We start from the raw sequence: 15,585 nt of genomic DNA on the forward strand, positions 1-15,585 counted from the left end.
TTATGATAAATAGGATGAAACCACAAGTTATTCAATTTTTATTAATGTTAATTGGGTTAGAAATGATTGCAATAAGTATTAATTTTTTCTACGCACCACAAGAAGTTGCGGTTGGTGGTGCAACTGGTATTGCAATCCTTTTAGAAACAGCTTTTAATTGGAACGTTTCGATTGTATTATTGAGCATTAACATGGCGCTATTGATCTTGGCTTATTTTATGTTAGAGCGTTCAACGACTAAAAAAATTATGATTGGTAGTTTTGTATTACCGTTATTTTTAGCGATTACGCCTCAAATAAATATTGTCGAGGATAGATTATTAGCTGTTATTGTCGGTGGCGCAGTTTTTGCGGTGGGAATATCAATTCTCTATCGAATTGATGCATCCAGTGGTGGAACAACGGTTCCACCACTAATAATCAAAAAATATTTCAATATTAAACCTGCAACCAGTCTATTAATAATTGATGGTATTGTGTGTTTTTTCAATATATTTGTCTCGGGTTCTGAAGCATTTATTTTAGCGATTTTTTCTTTAATAATCACGTATTTAATTATGAATTATATTGAAACGGGATTGGACCGTAAAAAAGTTTTATATGTGATGAGTACAGAAGAGGGATTAAAAAAATTAAAAGAAGATATTAATACAACTATAGATAGAGGTCTAACAATCTTTGATGCTAAAGGTGGTTATTCAGGTGAAAGCAAAGAAATGTTGATGATTATTGTTGAAAATCAAAATTATCAACAAATGTTAAATAAGGTGCATACGATTGATCCAAATGCATTTATCATCGTATATAATATCGCAGAAGTTCATGGCGCAAATTTGTCTGGGATTGAATAGGAGATTTTGACATGTACTTAATGAATTGGTTTAATGGCACGGATTATTTTTGGCTAGGGATGACTGATAAAGGATTGAGTTTTGTTGGGTCGCCTAATGGGTTAAGAAGTGAAATTGAAATATTTTATCCAAGAACTAAATTCGAAGAGAATGACAAGATTTTTAAAAGTATAATTGAAGAACTACAAGCCTATTTTGACCATGAAATTCAAAAATTTACGATCCCCGTTGATTTTAATTTGAGTGGGACGATGCTGCAAAAAGAAATTTGGGGACAACTTCAACTTATTCCATACGGTGAAACGAGAACGTATTCTGAGTTAGCTTTAGAAGTTGATTATCCTAAAGCAATTCGCGCTGTTGCTAGTGCAGTTGGTCGTAATCCTATATTAATTGTAATACCTTGTCATCGTATTTTAAGAAAAGATGGCAGCTTAGGGGGTTATCGCGGTGGGATTAATATGAAAAAGCAACTACTAGAAATAGAACGCAAATAAAAAACCGACATTACAAGGGGAGGCAATGTCGGAAAAGGGTAAGGGTGATTAACTTCGGGGAAAGTTGATCATCTTATTTAATTTATTCGGGGAAATAAATTAAAATTAAAAGTTATTAATTAAGGTATGAAGTTATTCTAACAAGTAAATGTGAAGAAAATATGACGTTAAAAAGAAAAACTATAAATGTAAAAAAAACACCACTACTTTTAAAAGTAGTGGTGAGAAAATACTAATCTATTCGAGACTCTGGGGGGAGTAGGTTAGATCTAGATGAAAAATTAAACTAAAATATAATCGTATTTTTTTATAGTAGAATTAAGTTACACACAAAGTATCTTGTGTGTATATTTATAGTATACGGCTTTATTTATTAAAACATAGGCATGTGACAGTTTTGTTAGTTTACAATTAACATTGTAAGGTGATATGAAATTTGATTTGGAGGAAGGTATTTTGAATTTTATAGAGAAAGTGAAAATGACCAAAACGGTTTTAGTTGAGTGGAATACGCCAAGCACGCTTAATCTGGATAATTTTTTTAAAGGTGCTAGCGCACTAATGAAATTAGATATTGACGCATTATCAATTACGGATAATCCTTTAGGGATGCCCCGCGTTTCAAATATATTATTGGGATATAAACTTAGTGAAAAACAGATTCCAGTAATCCTACATTTAACAACACGGGATTACAACTTAGTCGGATTAGAATCTAAATTAATGGGATTAAGTGCTGTTGGTTTAAATAATTTAATGATTATTAAAGGGAATCCTACAAAAATACAAGGTGCCACAAATGTCTATGATTTAACATCGCAACAATTAATTACAACAATTAAAAAAATGAATCAAGGAATATCGCCATCTAATCGTGAATTAAATAGTAAATCACAATTTAAAGTTGGTGGGGCATTTAATATTAATGCGATAAATTTAGATTTTGAATTTGAAGATATTAATCGAAAAATTCATTCAGGAGTAGATTATATTATCACGCAACCGGTATTTGATATGACAAATGTTCAGCGATTAAAAGATTGGATCACCATTAATGAAGTGGCTATACCTATTTTTATCAGTGTAATGCCGATACTTTCATTTGAGCGTGCTCAATTTATTCAAGATAACGTTCAGGGTATTGAACTACCAAATAAGTTTATGGCAGAATTGAAACAAGCGGCGTTGCAAAATGATGAACGTAAGGTCGGTATTGCAGCTTCGCAAAATTTAATTGAATCGTTATCAAACCTTTTTAATGGTGTTCATATAGTGACGCCAGGTTCAGACTATCAAGCAATCATTGAAATTATGCAAGGCCAATAAAAAAAATCCACTACCTGGGAGAGGTAATGGATTAAAAGGAGTAGGGATAATTAATATTCGGGAAGAAATTAATTATCATTTTAATTTGTTTGGGAGAACAAATTAAAGTTAAAAGTTATTTAATTAAGGTATGTTTATATAATAACAAGTAATTATGAAGAAAGTGTGACGAAATTATGTTAAATAAAAGAGAATAAAGAAGTTAGGTATATTTAGCGTATAAGCATTGATAAAGTTAGGTTTTGAAAGAGTAAATACTTATTTTTAGGCAAAAAAAAACGACATCGTAACATAAGTTACAGTGTCGAAAAGGGTAAAACAGTCAAAATCAATTGGGGGATTGATTTTGGTATTCAGTCCTTGGGGGAGGTACTGAATAAGTTTTATTGATTAGGTTACTCATTTAATATAACAAGTATATACCGAAAATGCAAGGGGTAAATTAAATAAAATTAAAAATAAAATTATTAATACCAATTTATCACTTTTCGCGGTAACATATTAATAGAATTAAATTAAATTGGCCTTTTTAATCGTATTGGGTAAGTGGTCAAGTGAAGCTGGGGATTTTTTTATGTATATGGAAGATTTTTTAGATGGGCAGGAAAGAACTTTTAACCAAATACTAGAACTATTACAAACACATGGTGGTTATTTAAGTAAGAAAAAATTAATGGAATTACTCCAAATATCTGGTAATTCTTTACGAATGTACCTAAAAAATATTGAAATAACGCTTGAGGAAGCTACCGCTTCAGGTCATGTTCATTTTGAAGTGAGCGCTAATAACGTTGAATTTGAAGTAGATGGTACGACAAATTTATCGAATATTAGTACTGATTTTTTAAGAGAATCGTATAAATACAAAATAATAATGTATTTGTATGCGAATGAAACATTGAATTTAATTGATCTTGAGAACGAATTACATATCAGTGGGTCGTCAATAACAAGGTGAATTAAAGAATTAAATGAAACGTTAGCAGGATTTGATCTAAAAATTAAAAATCGACGATTAGTTGGGACTAAAATTCAACTGAATTATTTTTATTACCTTTTTTTCATTAGGGTGGTTCCATTCACTGATCGCGAAGAACTCTTATCTAGAAATGAGACGATTAACGATTACGTTAATGTTTTAGATGAACAATATGACTTAGGATGGAAAGACGACGAGAAACTTAGAGTTTTTCTATGGCTTAAAATTTATATTCGAATTAATTCATATAAAGAGCAACATGTTCAGACATTAACGCCTATTTCTCGTGAATTAATCAAAAATAATCTCGCATACAGTAAAGTTAAATTAAGTCTTTTTAGATTTTTAAAAAAATATTCACTTTCCTTTTCTGAAGAAGATGCTGTTGGGTTCTATTACTTTTTAATTGGATTTGATTTAATTAAAAACGATTCTGAATTATATGTTCAAATTAAAGATGACGATATTGATAAAAAAACACCCATCAATAGTGCAATTAGTCTTTTTTGGAGTGATATTGAGAAATATACTTACTTCAAACGGGATTCAAAAATTTCTTATAATTTATTTAATTCATACAGCAAATTAGCCATATTTAAAGGTGAAAGTTTTAGTTATAATCGAACAATTATGGAATTTAATCGTAAATCATTAGAACGAGAAGACTTTTCGCAGATCATTCAAAAATTATTGACGGCGTATCAATCTGTTACACAGTTCGATGGCTTAAATTCGCCAGATGATTTATATTATCTACAAAATCAGTATTTATATATCTTGAATATTTTAAACTTCGAGTTTGATGACGTTTTAAAAATTGGCTTATTAATTAATCGTGATCCAATTATGGAAAAACTAACCGTAATCATTATGGAACGTGTTTTAAGCAGCGTTTTAAACGCTCAAGTAGAAATTTATCAAGAAGGTAAAGAATATGATTTAATTGTGACAAATAGGATGGGTGTTAACCAAGATCAATTTAATTCACCATTATATGTGATGTCAGAAATTGGTGTTAGTTCAGATCAAGTTATTACTGATGTCGTAAATGAAATTTTAGAAATTGATAAGGTTAGAAAAATTAACACGCAAAGCTTGGAGGAAAAATAATGAAGTATGTCATTATCGGCGGAACGCACGCAGGGATAGCTGCCGCTAGAACAATTTCAAAATCAGATCCAAATGCCGAAGTAATTATTATGGAAATGAAAGATAGCGTTAGCTATATCTCATCTGGAATTAATTTGTTATTTGATGGGGTTATTGATAACTTAGAAGAAGCGAGTTATGCGACACCTGCTGCGTTAGAGTCTGAAGGTATTAAATTGATGCTTGGTACTGAAGTGTTGCACGTTAGTACGGAGGATAAACGTTTATACTTTGTTAATGCAGATAAACAATACAGTTACAGCAACTATGACAAATTAATTTTAGCTAATGGGTCTAAGGTTGTTAAACCACATATTAAAGGGATAGATAATGAAAATGTTGTTTTTTATAAAAATTTAGAAGAATCAAAAAAGGCTATGGAACAGTTGTGCCCAACTAATAGGCGTATTTTAATTGTTGGTGCAGGATTAGTGGGGCTTGCATTAGCTAGCTCAATTTATGAGGGACGTAAAGGCGAAAAAGTTGATGTTACAGTAGTTGAAGCTATGGGAGGTGTTTTGACACGGTACGTAGATCAAGAAATTGGTAATCGGATAATTGATGATTTAAGAGAAAAAGGGATAAAGATTGTATTAAAAAATGATGTTCATGCTATTAATGTGGATGAGAATAACAAAATAGTTAGCGTTTCGACAACTGACCAAGAAATCGCCTGTGATTTAGTCGTTTTTTCGGTTGGATTAAAACCTAACAATGATTTTTTGAGAGACGCTGTTGAACTTAATCAAAATAATACCATTAAAATCAATGATTACATGCAGACAAGTGATAAAGACATCTATGCAGCAGGTGATAATGCCGGATTTAAACAAACTGTCAGCCAACGTCGAGAGTATCAACCTCTTGTTAATAACGCTATTAAAGGTGCAATTGTGGCGGCGTATAACTGTACGGGTCTATTTAGTCCTGTTAAAGTTGAAACGACGCAAGGAACAGCGGGGATGAACTTATTCGGTCATTATTTAGCAACGACAGGTGTCACTGAAGAAAACGCACCATATATCGGATTGGATGTTCTATCCAATACAATTGAAAATAAGATTCAATATGATTACGTTAAAAATGGTTCCAAAATACTTATAAAAGTTGTGTACAGGAAAGATACTGAAGTCATTGTTGGTGCACAAATTTATTCGAAACATGATATTTTAGATATGATTAATATCATGTCAGTAGCTATTAATATGCAAATGACGATGGCTAAATTATCATCAATGGATTTTTATTTTAATCCTGAATACAATAAAGCGTTAAATACTTTAAATGAAGTTGCCCTTACGAGAAGGACAAAAGACCGTCATATCAGTAAATAAGCTGTAAATGTCAAAATTTGCGAGTTAACCCTCAAATATTAATATTTTTTATGGGGAATTACATGGCATAATAAGTCTTGTAAATAAATGATTCAAAGAGTTTATTGATTAGGACACAGAATATCGAAGAGAAAATTTAGTGTGGGGACGCTTGTTTTCTAAAAAGTTGGTTGCTTAATATAATTAAGCAACTTTTTTTTTGTCTAAAAAATAAAATTGGTATAGATGTTTAATTTATTTTCTAAAGCCTTGTATACACGTTTTTCACTTGATTTGTATTTGATTTGAATTTTTTTGGTCTAACCTGTATGATAGTTTTTATAAGAAAAAAAGGGGATAAAAAATGAAAAGTTATTTACAGAGAATGGGACGTTCGTTAATGTTGCCTATCGCAGTACTACCGGCAGCAGCATTACTGGTTGGAATTGGAACTTGGTTGCCACAAGATTGGTTTGCGGCGGCATTTATGCAGGCCGGCGGAAACGCAATTCTAGGTAATCTAGCATTATTATTTGCTGCTGGTTTAGCTTTAGGAATGTCGACTAACAAGGATGGCGCAGCTGCGTTAGCTGGTGTTGTTGCATTTGAAATTCCAGTTAAAATGTTGGAACCGACTTCGGTTGCGGCTTTATTAGGAGTAAAAGTAACAGATGTTGATCCTGCATTTAGTTCTATCAGTAGTAATGTGTTTATTGGGATTATTGCCGGATTAATTGCGGCAGCAATGTATAATCGTTTCCATAGTGTGAAGTTACCAATGGCTATTTCATTCTTTAGTGGGAAACGATTAGTACCCATTATGTCAGCATTGGTAATGATTTTTGTTACCTTAGCTTTATTATTTGCATGGCCAGTTGTTTATGCTTGGTTAGTTGCATTTGGTAAGTTTATGGTTGGACTTGGATGGGTTGGAGCTGGTTTATACGGATTCTTCAACCGGCTTTTAATTCCAACCGGATTACATCAAGCGTTGAATTCAGTATTTTGGTTCGACGTTGCTAAAATTAATGATATCGGGAACTTTTGGAGTAATACAGGAATTAAAGGAACTACAGGTATGTACATGGCAGGATTTTTCCCAATCATGATGTTTGGGCTACCAGCTGGTGCGTATGCCATTTATCGAAATGCTTTACCTGAACGTAAAAAAGAAGTTGGCTCATTGATGCTAGCTGGTGCATTTGCATCATTTTTCACAGGCGTGAGTGAACCTTTAGAATTTTCATTTATGTTCGTTGCATGGCCTTTATACGTCATTCATGCGGCATTAACCGGGTTATCTTTAGCTTTTGCCGCATTTATGCACTGGACAGCTGGATTTACATTTAGTGCGGGCTTAGTTGATTACGTCTTGAGTATACGTGTACCAATGGCTAATATGCCACTAATGCTGTTGGTACAAGGTGTTGTGATGGCAATTATTTATTACACACTATTCAATTTTGCCATTAAGAAATTTAACTTAATGACACCAGGTCGCGAACCAATTACTGAAGATATTCAACTATCGCCTGAATTAGGGGATGACAAATATGCACGACAAGCTCAAATTGTTTACGCTGCTATTGGTGGTAAAGATAATTTAACAGTCGTTGATAATTGTACAACCCGTCTTCGTCTACAAGTTAAAGATACAAGCCATATTAATGAAGATGCACTTAAAGCATCAGGTGCTGCTGGGTTTAAAGTTATCGATAAAACAAATATTCAAGTCGTTATTGGAACTGAAGTTCAATTTGTTGCTGACGAGCTTGGTAAGTTATATGAGTCAAAGGCTGATTCTATTTCATTAAGTAATGAAAAGTTACAGGCTGAGACGGATAAATCAAGCGCTACAGCTAATCATAATGATTCAACGGTTATTGGTAGTGAAACGTTTTATACGGTTGCAGAGGGCGAATTAATGTCTATTTCGGATGTTAAAGATGCTACCTTTGCTGAAAAAATGTTGGGTGATGGTTATGCAGTCGAACCAGCTAATGGCGAAATTTATACACCGGTTGCTGGTAAAGTAGCAAGTATCTTTCCAACGAAACATGCAATTAGTATCACGACTGAAACGGGATTAGAAGTCCTATTACACATGGGAATTGATACCGTTCAATTAGAAGGTAAACCTTTTGAAGTGACTATTTCTGAAGGCGAAACTCTTAAACCAGGTGACTTAGTTGCGCGAGTTGATTTAAACGCAATTAAAGCTGCTGGTAAGGAAACAACGATGATGGTCGTTTTAACGAATATGGATAAAGTGTCTAATATAACGTTTGATCATTTGAATGAGACAGTTAAAGCCAATGAAGTTTCGGCAATTGTTCAAACTAAATAAGAATAAATGAAGCAGGCCAAAACTTTTGGTCTGCTTTTTTGGTATAGGTAGCTGGTTTATAAAAAAGCTTATATATAATAATATGACTCATTTAATAAGTTGTAATTGGTATTGGCAAACCGGCATGGTATAGTGACTGTAAGCGCATCATAAAATGAAGGAGGCCATTTAAATGAATCCCTATTATTTAACGTTATTGGAAAAAAGATTTCCGACTAAACAAAGTATTGTCACTGAAATTATTAATTTAGAGGCCATTCTTAATCTACCCAAAGGAACGGAGCATTTTGTTAGTGATGTTCACGGTGAATATAACGCATTTCAACATGTTTTAAGAAATGGTTCAGGAAATGTTAAACAAAAAATTCAAGAAATTTTTGAAGGCCGTTTGACTGAAGAGAGTATACAGGACTTTGCAATCTTAATTTATTATCCAGAAGAAAAACTAATTGCTAAAAAACAACAATTCACTTCACAACCTGAATTGGAGCAGTGGTATTTAGATACCATTGCCAGAATGATAGAGTTGTTACAAAAGACAGCAACAAAATATTCCCGTTCGAAGGTACGAAAGGCACTATCACCTGATTTTATGTATATAACAGAGGAATTATTATATAGTAATTCCAATGAACTTGATCAAAAAGATTATTATAATCGTATAATAGAAAATTTAATTAAATTAAATCAAGCAGAAGCATTTTTAACGGCTACAGCGTATACGATTCAAAGGTTAATCGTTGACCATTTACACGTAATTGGGGATATTTTTGATCGTGGTCCTGCGCCAGATAAAATTATGAAGACACTTCTTGATTATCATTCAGTTGACATTCAATGGGGAAATCATGATATTTTATGGTTAGGTGGTGCTGCTGGCTCGCCTTTATGTATCGCTAATTTATTGCGAATTTGTGCTAGATATAATAATTTAGCTATTGTTGAAGATGCATATGGGATTAATTTACGCCATTTAGCAACATTTGCCGATAAAACGTATCAAGATAATCCAGCATTTTCACCGAAAGTTAATTCAGCACAAGAAAAAATCAAAGAAGACGAACGACTTTTAATGACCAAAATACACCAGGCAATCGCTATTATTCAATTTAAATTAGAAGGACAGATTATTAAAAGACGTCCTGATTTTGATATGGCAAATCGTGCGATTTTAGAAAAGATTTGGAACAAAGGGTCAAAAATAGAAATCGATGGGAAACATTATTCACTACAAGATACTTGTTTTCAAACAGTTGATTGGGCAGATCCGTATAAATTAACAGATGATGAGTCAGAAATAATGGATAAATTAGTAGAATCATTTATCCATGCGACTAAATTACGAGAACATCTAGATTTTATGATGGCACGTGGTAGTATGTTTAAACGATATAATGGGAACTTGTTAGTTCACGGCTGTATTCCAGTTACACAAGAAGGTAAATTGGAGGGCTTTGAGCTAAAAGGGAAAGCATATGCAGGACCAGAATTATTAGCTTTTTTTGAAGATAATTTACGTAAAAGCTATGCTAAACCTAAAAAATCTACTGACCTTGAAACTGATTTACTTTGGTATTTATGGCAAGGACCCAAATCGCCTTTATTTGGGAAACATGCGATGAAAACTTTTGAACGTTACTTTATTAATGATGAAGAAGTTCAAGTTGAGATACCAAATGCGTATTACAAATTACGACATGATGAAGCATTTTGTCGTCATATATTAGAAGAATTCGGGCTTAATCCAGATAACGGTAAAATAATTAATGGGCATACACCAGTTAAGCGTGGGCACAAGCCGGTTATGGCCAATAAAAAGATGATTGTGATTGATGGTGGTTTCTCAAAAGCTTACCAATCAACTACTGGAATTGGTGGATATACGCTGCTCTCTAATTCATATGGCTTACAATTAGTTGCTCACCAACCCTTTACGTCTAAGTGGGATTCAATTGAAAATGGGACAGATATTATTTCAGTGAAACGAATTATTGATAGTGAAGTTAAAAGACAAACAATTGCTGAAACTGATATGGGAAAAGAACTTGCTAGTCGTGTTGTAGAATTAAAAAAATATTTACAGAGTAAATAAAAAATCTTACTGAAAAGTAAGATTTTTTATTTAGGTTATGATTTTCTGTGTAAAAGGAGAAAAGTAAGCCAGCAAATATTAGTGTGTAAATGTAAAAAAGATTGCGGTATACTAGTGGTAAGCGTTTTCTTTTAGCGTGTAAGGGAGTAGTGATAACTTGGGAGATCGAAAAAATGATATTTATAATCTTTTAAAAAATAAGGAAATAGCGATGGATGCGACACAGATTGCAGACGAGCTTAATTGCAATCGCGCAAATGTGAGTCGTTATTTGAATGATTTATATAAAAATGGTGACGTTACAAAAAGTGATGGGCGCCCTGTTCTCTATCAGTGGGCATCACTTGAAGAAAAAGAAACACGTCAAAAAGAAATTAATGATAAAAGTGTTAAAGAGATGAGTTTCAAAAAGTTAATCGGGTCTAATGATTCATTAAAGGTTATGATCCAACAAGCCGAAGCAGCCATTTTATATCCACCAAGAGGACTACACACAATTATTTTTGGTGAAACGGGAACGGGTAAATCTTTGTTTGCTGAATGTATGTATCAGTTTGCATTAGAATCAGAAATGGTGAAGGCTGATGCGCCTTTTATCCGGTTTAATTGTGCGGATTATGCGAATAATCCACAGTTACTTTTTGCGCATATATTTGGTGTTAAAAAAGGGGCCTACACAGGTGCTGATCAAGATAAAAAAGGATTAATGGATAAAGCTAACGGTGGTATTTTATTCTTAGATGAAATTCATCGATTACCTCCTGAGGGACAAGAAATGCTCTTTACCTTTATTGATAAGGGGTTTTATCGGCCTTTAGGAGAGTCTTCAATTACTAAAGAAGCGAGTGTACAGATTATTGGGGCAACGACTGAAACGTCAGAAAATTTTTTGAGCACATTTAATCGACGTATTCCAATGGCAATTACATTACCGCCTATCTCAAAACGAACAATTGATGAACGTTATGGGATAGTCATGAATTTTTTTGAACAAGAAGTCGGTAGATTGAGCCAAGATATTATTGTTGAGCGAGATGCGATGCTTGCATTAATGTTATACGAGCCTGAAGCAAATATTGGTCAAATTCAGAGGGATATTAAAGTTGTTTGTGCAAAGGCCTTCTTGTATTTTAGAACGCATGAAACGGCTTCGTTATATATCAGATTAAAAGACTTACCATTGAATGTTCAAAAAGGACGTTTGGAAGGTAAATCCAAATATAAAAAAATTGATGTCTTAATGGAACGTTTAGCGAAACGAACAAATGAAAAAAATACAAAAGTTGTGACTTTTAAAAATAGCGAAACGGTAGAAAAAAACGATCAAAAACCAACGGTTTATGAAACAATTGATAAAAAAGTGAGTGAAACTGATAAACAGAATTTTAAATCACTAAATCTTAAAACGTTAATCGATTCAGATGATAAAGGTTATTTTAAAGATTACATTGAACAATTATCGGGTGAAGGCGTTCGAAAAGAGTTACTACCAGATGATATTTGGACGGTTACCAATGAAGTTTATGACTTAGCCCAGAATAAATTAGGGCAAAAATATAATGAAAATGCACGATTTGCATTTGGATTACACCTTGTTAGTGCTATTGAAAGAATCAGGAAAAATGTCGCAATTATTCATCCTGATTTAAATAATTTACGACAAAAAAATCCAAAAGCCTTTCGTGTTGCACTGGAAATGGCAGATAAAATTGAACATGAATTTGATATTGAAATTCCATTAGATGAAATTGGATTTATTACAATGTTTTTGAGCTCTGATTTAAGTGTTAAGAAACAACAAAATGAAATTAAAGTCGGTATCATCGTGCTAATGCACGGGGCATCAACGGCTTCTTCTATGTTACAGACAGCACAAGAATTACTTGGTACAACAAAGGGAAAAGCAATTAATATGCCACTTGATGTAAATGTTTCGGAAATTTATGATCAAGTACGAGATTATGTACTGGATAGTCAGGAACAATTGAAAAAAGGGTTATTACTTTTAACTGACATGGGCTCTTTAACTAGTTTTGCATCAATGTTAGGTGAAGAAACAGGGATTAATATTCGAGCTGTTTCAATGACGAGTACGTTAGTTGTGCTTGAATCATTAAGAATTGCGATTGCCGGTCGTGAACTAGAAGATATTTACGCAAATGCACAACATATTTTTGAATCGTCTGTAAAAGAGCAGTTTTTCCATATGCATCCTAGGAAAAAAGCAGTTATCGTAGCTTGTTTTACCGGCGAAGGTGTCGCCGCAAGATTATATGATCGTATTATGCCAATTGTAAACGAAGACGAAGTTAAAGTAATTCGGATGCAATATTTAGAAAAAGATGCATTTAAAAAGCACATTAATACATTAATGCGCGATTATGATGTGAAGGCAATTGTTGGTACCGTCGAGGTTTCTTACCAAAGAGTGCCATTCTTTTCTGCTTTAGATATCTTTAATGATGAAACCTTACAAGTTTTGCAGCGGATGTTGTCTGATAACGACTTAACGCGAGAAACAATTAATGCATTGGAAGGTAGTATTAATTCAGTTAATTCTGTCCCAGATTTAATTCATACTATTCAAACCATGATTATTAAAATTTAATCAGATTTACAGATTGTTCTTGATCCAGAGATTATCGTAGGGATCATGATGCATCTAGCATTTCTAGTAGATTCAAGATTGAAAAATCAATCAATTAAACCGTTTAAGAATGTCCAAGAATTTTCAGCTGAGAATCATTTACAGATGGAAATAGTTAAAACGGCCCTGATTATTGTTGAAAAAATGTATAATATTAAGATTTCAGATGATGAAGTTGCCTATATTGTCCAAATTTTTATGGGTAATACGTTGAATAAAGTCAGTGTGTAATAGTGACTAGTAGTGTGCAAATAAAATAAAAGACCATCGAAAGCGCTTTCTTAAAGCCTTTTCGATGGTCTTTATTTTTGGCATGGAACTTGCGTATATAAGAGTATAAATAGAAAAAGGAGTGGCAAATTATGAAAACGATTATGTTAGTTTGTTCAGCGGGTATGAGTACAAGTTTATTGGTGTCAAAAATGCAAAAGGCTGCAGAAGCAGAGAACTATGATTCAGAAATCTTTGCAGTTGGTGCTTCAGAGGCAGATTCAATGCTTGAATCAAAACCAGTTGATATTTTAATGTTAGGCCCACAAGTTCGTTTTATGAAAGATGAATTTGAAAAAAAGGTTGCTGACAAAAATATTCCGGTAGAAGTTATCAATATGCAAGATTACGGCATGATGAATGGCGAAAAAGTTCTTGCAACAGCTAAAAGCTTAATTAAATAAAAAATAAAAGGGGTAATCAGATATGAACGAAAATGATGCACAAATGCAAACAATCATGGGGCTGATTGTTAATGGTGGAAACGCTAAAAGTGATTCTATGGAAGCAATTCACGCCGCTAAAAAAGGCGATTTTGAAACCGCAGCTGCTAAGTTAGCTGATGCTGACAAATCACTCATTGAAGCACATCATTCTCAAACAGCCATGTTAACGCAAGAAGCTTCAGGGGATCCGGTACCAGTTAGTTTATTAATGGTTCATGGACAAGATCATTTAATGAATGCGATTACATTTAGAGACTTAGCTGGTGAGGTAGTAGATCTATACAAAAAAATAGGATAAGTACTAAACTTTAAGGAGGAACTACTCATGGACAAATTTATAAAATGGATGGATATTCACTTTATTCCAGTAGCTTCAAAAATTGGGGCACAAAGACATTTGGTGGCAATTCGAGATGCATTCGTTGTTATTATGCCACTTATGATTTTAGGTGCTCTGGGAACATTAATTAATAACTTACCAATTCCAGGTTTTTCAAATTTTATGGACGGACTATTTCCTAAAATAGTTAACGATGTTCCAATCTGGAAGGGTGTAGGAGCAGGCGTTTGGAATGCTAGTTTTGGTATTATGTCATTATTCGTTGCATTCTTAGTAGCTCATAACGTTGCAAAATCATATGGTAAAGATGGTATGGCTGCTGGTACAGTATCAGTTGCTTCATTCTTCGCTTTAGGTGGTTTGCAATTAGCTGGGATGTCTTCAGTAGGATTATTCGTTGCACTTGTTGTCGGTTTGGTTTCAGCAGAATTATTCCAACGTTTAAGTGGTAACAAACATTTAATCGTTAACATGCCTGATGGTGTTCCACCTGCTGTTGCAAAAGCATTCGCTTCATTATTTCCAGCAATGATTGTTGTTACAATCTTTGCCTTTATCAATACATTATTCCAAGGATTCGGCGTAACTGATATTATTGCATCATTCTACAAACTTGTTCAAGAACCATTTATGGGCTTGGCAAATTCATATCCATCAGCATTATTATTAGCATTTATTGCACCATTCTTATGGTTCTTTGGTTTACATGGAGCTAATATGATTGATCCATTAATGCAAACAATTAACGCACCTGCTATTGCAGCTAACGTTAAAGCACTTAGTGAAGGTAAAACAATTCCTTTTATCGTTAACAAACCTTTCTTCGATTCATTTGTTAACTTAGGTGGAACTGGTGCAACTATTGGTTTGATTATTGCCATCTTCATTGTTGGTCGTAAAAATAAACCTTACAAAATGATTGGATCACTATCAGCAGCTCCTGGTATTTTCAATATCAATGAACCAATGATGTTTGGACTTCCAATTGTGTTGAATCCAATTATGTTCGTACCATTTATTTTGACACCAATGGTACTTGTGACTGTTGCGTATATTGCAACCGCCACTGGAATTGTGCCAGCAGCAACGGTAATGCCCCCATGGGTTACACCACCAGTAATTGGCGGGATTTTGGCAACTAAGAGTTTAGCTGGTGGGGTTTTAGCCGCAGTTAATGTGGTTATCTCAGCGTTAATTTACGCACCATTCGTTATCTTAGCAACAAAACAAATTGAAAAAGCTGAAGCAGAAGCTGAAGCAGCAAAAAAATAAAATAAAAGCGAATCTCTTTACGTTATTCTGTAAAGAGATTTTGTGTTAAATAAAGG

General features: G+C 33.5%; 10 protein-coding genes and 2 pseudogenes. All 12 read left to right on the forward strand.

Annotated elements, in window-relative coordinates; translation table 11 throughout:
• Positions 1–2 precede the first annotated feature (2 nt).
• The 12 genes and pseudogenes from AC1RO3_RS00930 to AC1RO3_RS00985 all read left to right on the forward strand — a co-directional run bounded on the left by AC1RO3_RS00930 (position 3) and on the right by AC1RO3_RS00985 (position 15,529).
• On the forward strand, positions 3–851 hold the full coding sequence (locus AC1RO3_RS00930) for a YitT family protein (RefSeq protein WP_481760992.1): 849 nt from the start codon (positions 3–5) through the stop codon (positions 849–851).
• An 11-nt stretch (positions 852–862) separates the two neighbouring features.
• Complete coding sequence (locus tag AC1RO3_RS00935) at positions 863–1,348, forward strand: methylated-DNA--[protein]-cysteine S-methyltransferase (RefSeq protein ID WP_481760991.1); 486 nt, start codon at positions 863–865, stop codon at positions 1,346–1,348.
• Positions 1,349–1,804: 456 nt separating this feature from the next.
• Complete coding sequence (locus AC1RO3_RS00940) at positions 1,805–2,674, forward strand: methylenetetrahydrofolate reductase (RefSeq protein ID WP_481762168.1); 870 nt, start codon at positions 1,805–1,807, stop codon at positions 2,672–2,674.
• A 709-nt stretch (positions 2,675–3,383) separates the two neighbouring features.
• Positions 3,384–3,725, forward strand: a pseudogene (locus tag AC1RO3_RS00945) (helix-turn-helix domain-containing protein); the annotation flags it as partial.
• 18 nt (positions 3,726–3,743) lie between these two features.
• A complete protein-coding gene (locus tag AC1RO3_RS00950; protein ID WP_481761150.1) occupies positions 3,744–4,763 on the forward strand; it encodes a hypothetical protein in 1,020 nt (339 codons plus the stop codon).
• The gene (locus tag AC1RO3_RS00955) at positions 4,763–6,136 is read left to right on the forward strand and encodes an FAD-dependent oxidoreductase (protein WP_481760989.1); all 1,374 of its coding nucleotides are present in this window, start codon (positions 4,763–4,765) and stop codon (positions 6,134–6,136) included. The genes AC1RO3_RS00950 and AC1RO3_RS00955 overlap by 1 nt, the downstream gene beginning before the upstream one ends.
• 343 nt (positions 6,137–6,479) lie before the next feature.
• A complete protein-coding gene (gene nagE / locus AC1RO3_RS00960; protein ID WP_481760988.1) occupies positions 6,480–8,462 on the forward strand; it encodes an N-acetylglucosamine-specific PTS transporter subunit IIBC in 1,983 nt (660 codons plus the stop codon).
• A gap of 172 nt (positions 8,463–8,634) precedes the next feature.
• Positions 8,635–10,554 (forward strand): fructose-1,6-bisphosphatase, encoded by a 1,920-nt coding sequence (locus tag AC1RO3_RS00965; protein WP_481760987.1) that lies wholly within the window; start codon positions 8,635–8,637, stop codon positions 10,552–10,554.
• 157 nt (positions 10,555–10,711) lie between these two features.
• A pseudogene (locus tag AC1RO3_RS00970) lies at positions 10,712–13,432 on the forward strand (sigma-54-dependent transcriptional regulator).
• Between the two features lie 131 nt (positions 13,433–13,563).
• Positions 13,564–13,875, forward strand: coding sequence for a PTS sugar transporter subunit IIB (locus AC1RO3_RS00975; protein WP_409021738.1), 312 nt, complete (start codon positions 13,564–13,566; stop codon positions 13,873–13,875).
• A gap of 22 nt (positions 13,876–13,897) precedes the next feature.
• Positions 13,898–14,215: a PTS lactose/cellobiose transporter subunit IIA gene (locus AC1RO3_RS00980; protein WP_481760986.1), complete on the forward strand. Its 318-nt coding sequence runs from the start codon at positions 13,898–13,900 to the stop codon at positions 14,213–14,215.
• Between the two features lie 27 nt (positions 14,216–14,242).
• Complete coding sequence (locus AC1RO3_RS00985; RefSeq protein WP_409021736.1) at positions 14,243–15,529, forward strand: PTS sugar transporter subunit IIC; 1,287 nt, start codon at positions 14,243–14,245, stop codon at positions 15,527–15,529.
• Positions 15,530–15,585 lie beyond the last annotated feature (56 nt).

Source organism: Dellaglioa sp. CoH-57-MRSF-19 (assembly GCF_056781975.1).

Bases quoted from the DNA above. Each gene is read 5' to 3' on its own strand.
- AC1RO3_RS00975 (WP_409021738.1), top strand. From the start codon at position 13,564: ATGAAAACGATTATGTTAGTTTGTTCAGCGGGTATGAGTACAAGTTTA.
- AC1RO3_RS00930 (WP_481760992.1), top strand. From the start codon at position 3: ATGATAAATAGGATGAAACCACAAGTTATTCAATTTTTATTAATGTTA.
- AC1RO3_RS00980 (WP_481760986.1), top strand. From the start codon at position 13,898: ATGAACGAAAATGATGCACAAATGCAAACAATCATGGGGCTGATTGTT.
- AC1RO3_RS00955 (WP_481760989.1), top strand. From the start codon at position 4,763: ATGAAGTATGTCATTATCGGCGGAACGCACGCAGGGATAGCTGCCGCT.
- AC1RO3_RS00985 (WP_409021736.1), top strand. From the start codon at position 14,243: ATGGACAAATTTATAAAATGGATGGATATTCACTTTATTCCAGTAGCT.
- AC1RO3_RS00965 (WP_481760987.1), top strand. From the start codon at position 8,635: ATGAATCCCTATTATTTAACGTTATTGGAAAAAAGATTTCCGACTAAA.
- AC1RO3_RS00935 (WP_481760991.1), top strand. From the start codon at position 863: ATGTACTTAATGAATTGGTTTAATGGCACGGATTATTTTTGGCTAGGG.
- nagE (WP_481760988.1), top strand. From the start codon at position 6,480: ATGAAAAGTTATTTACAGAGAATGGGACGTTCGTTAATGTTGCCTATC.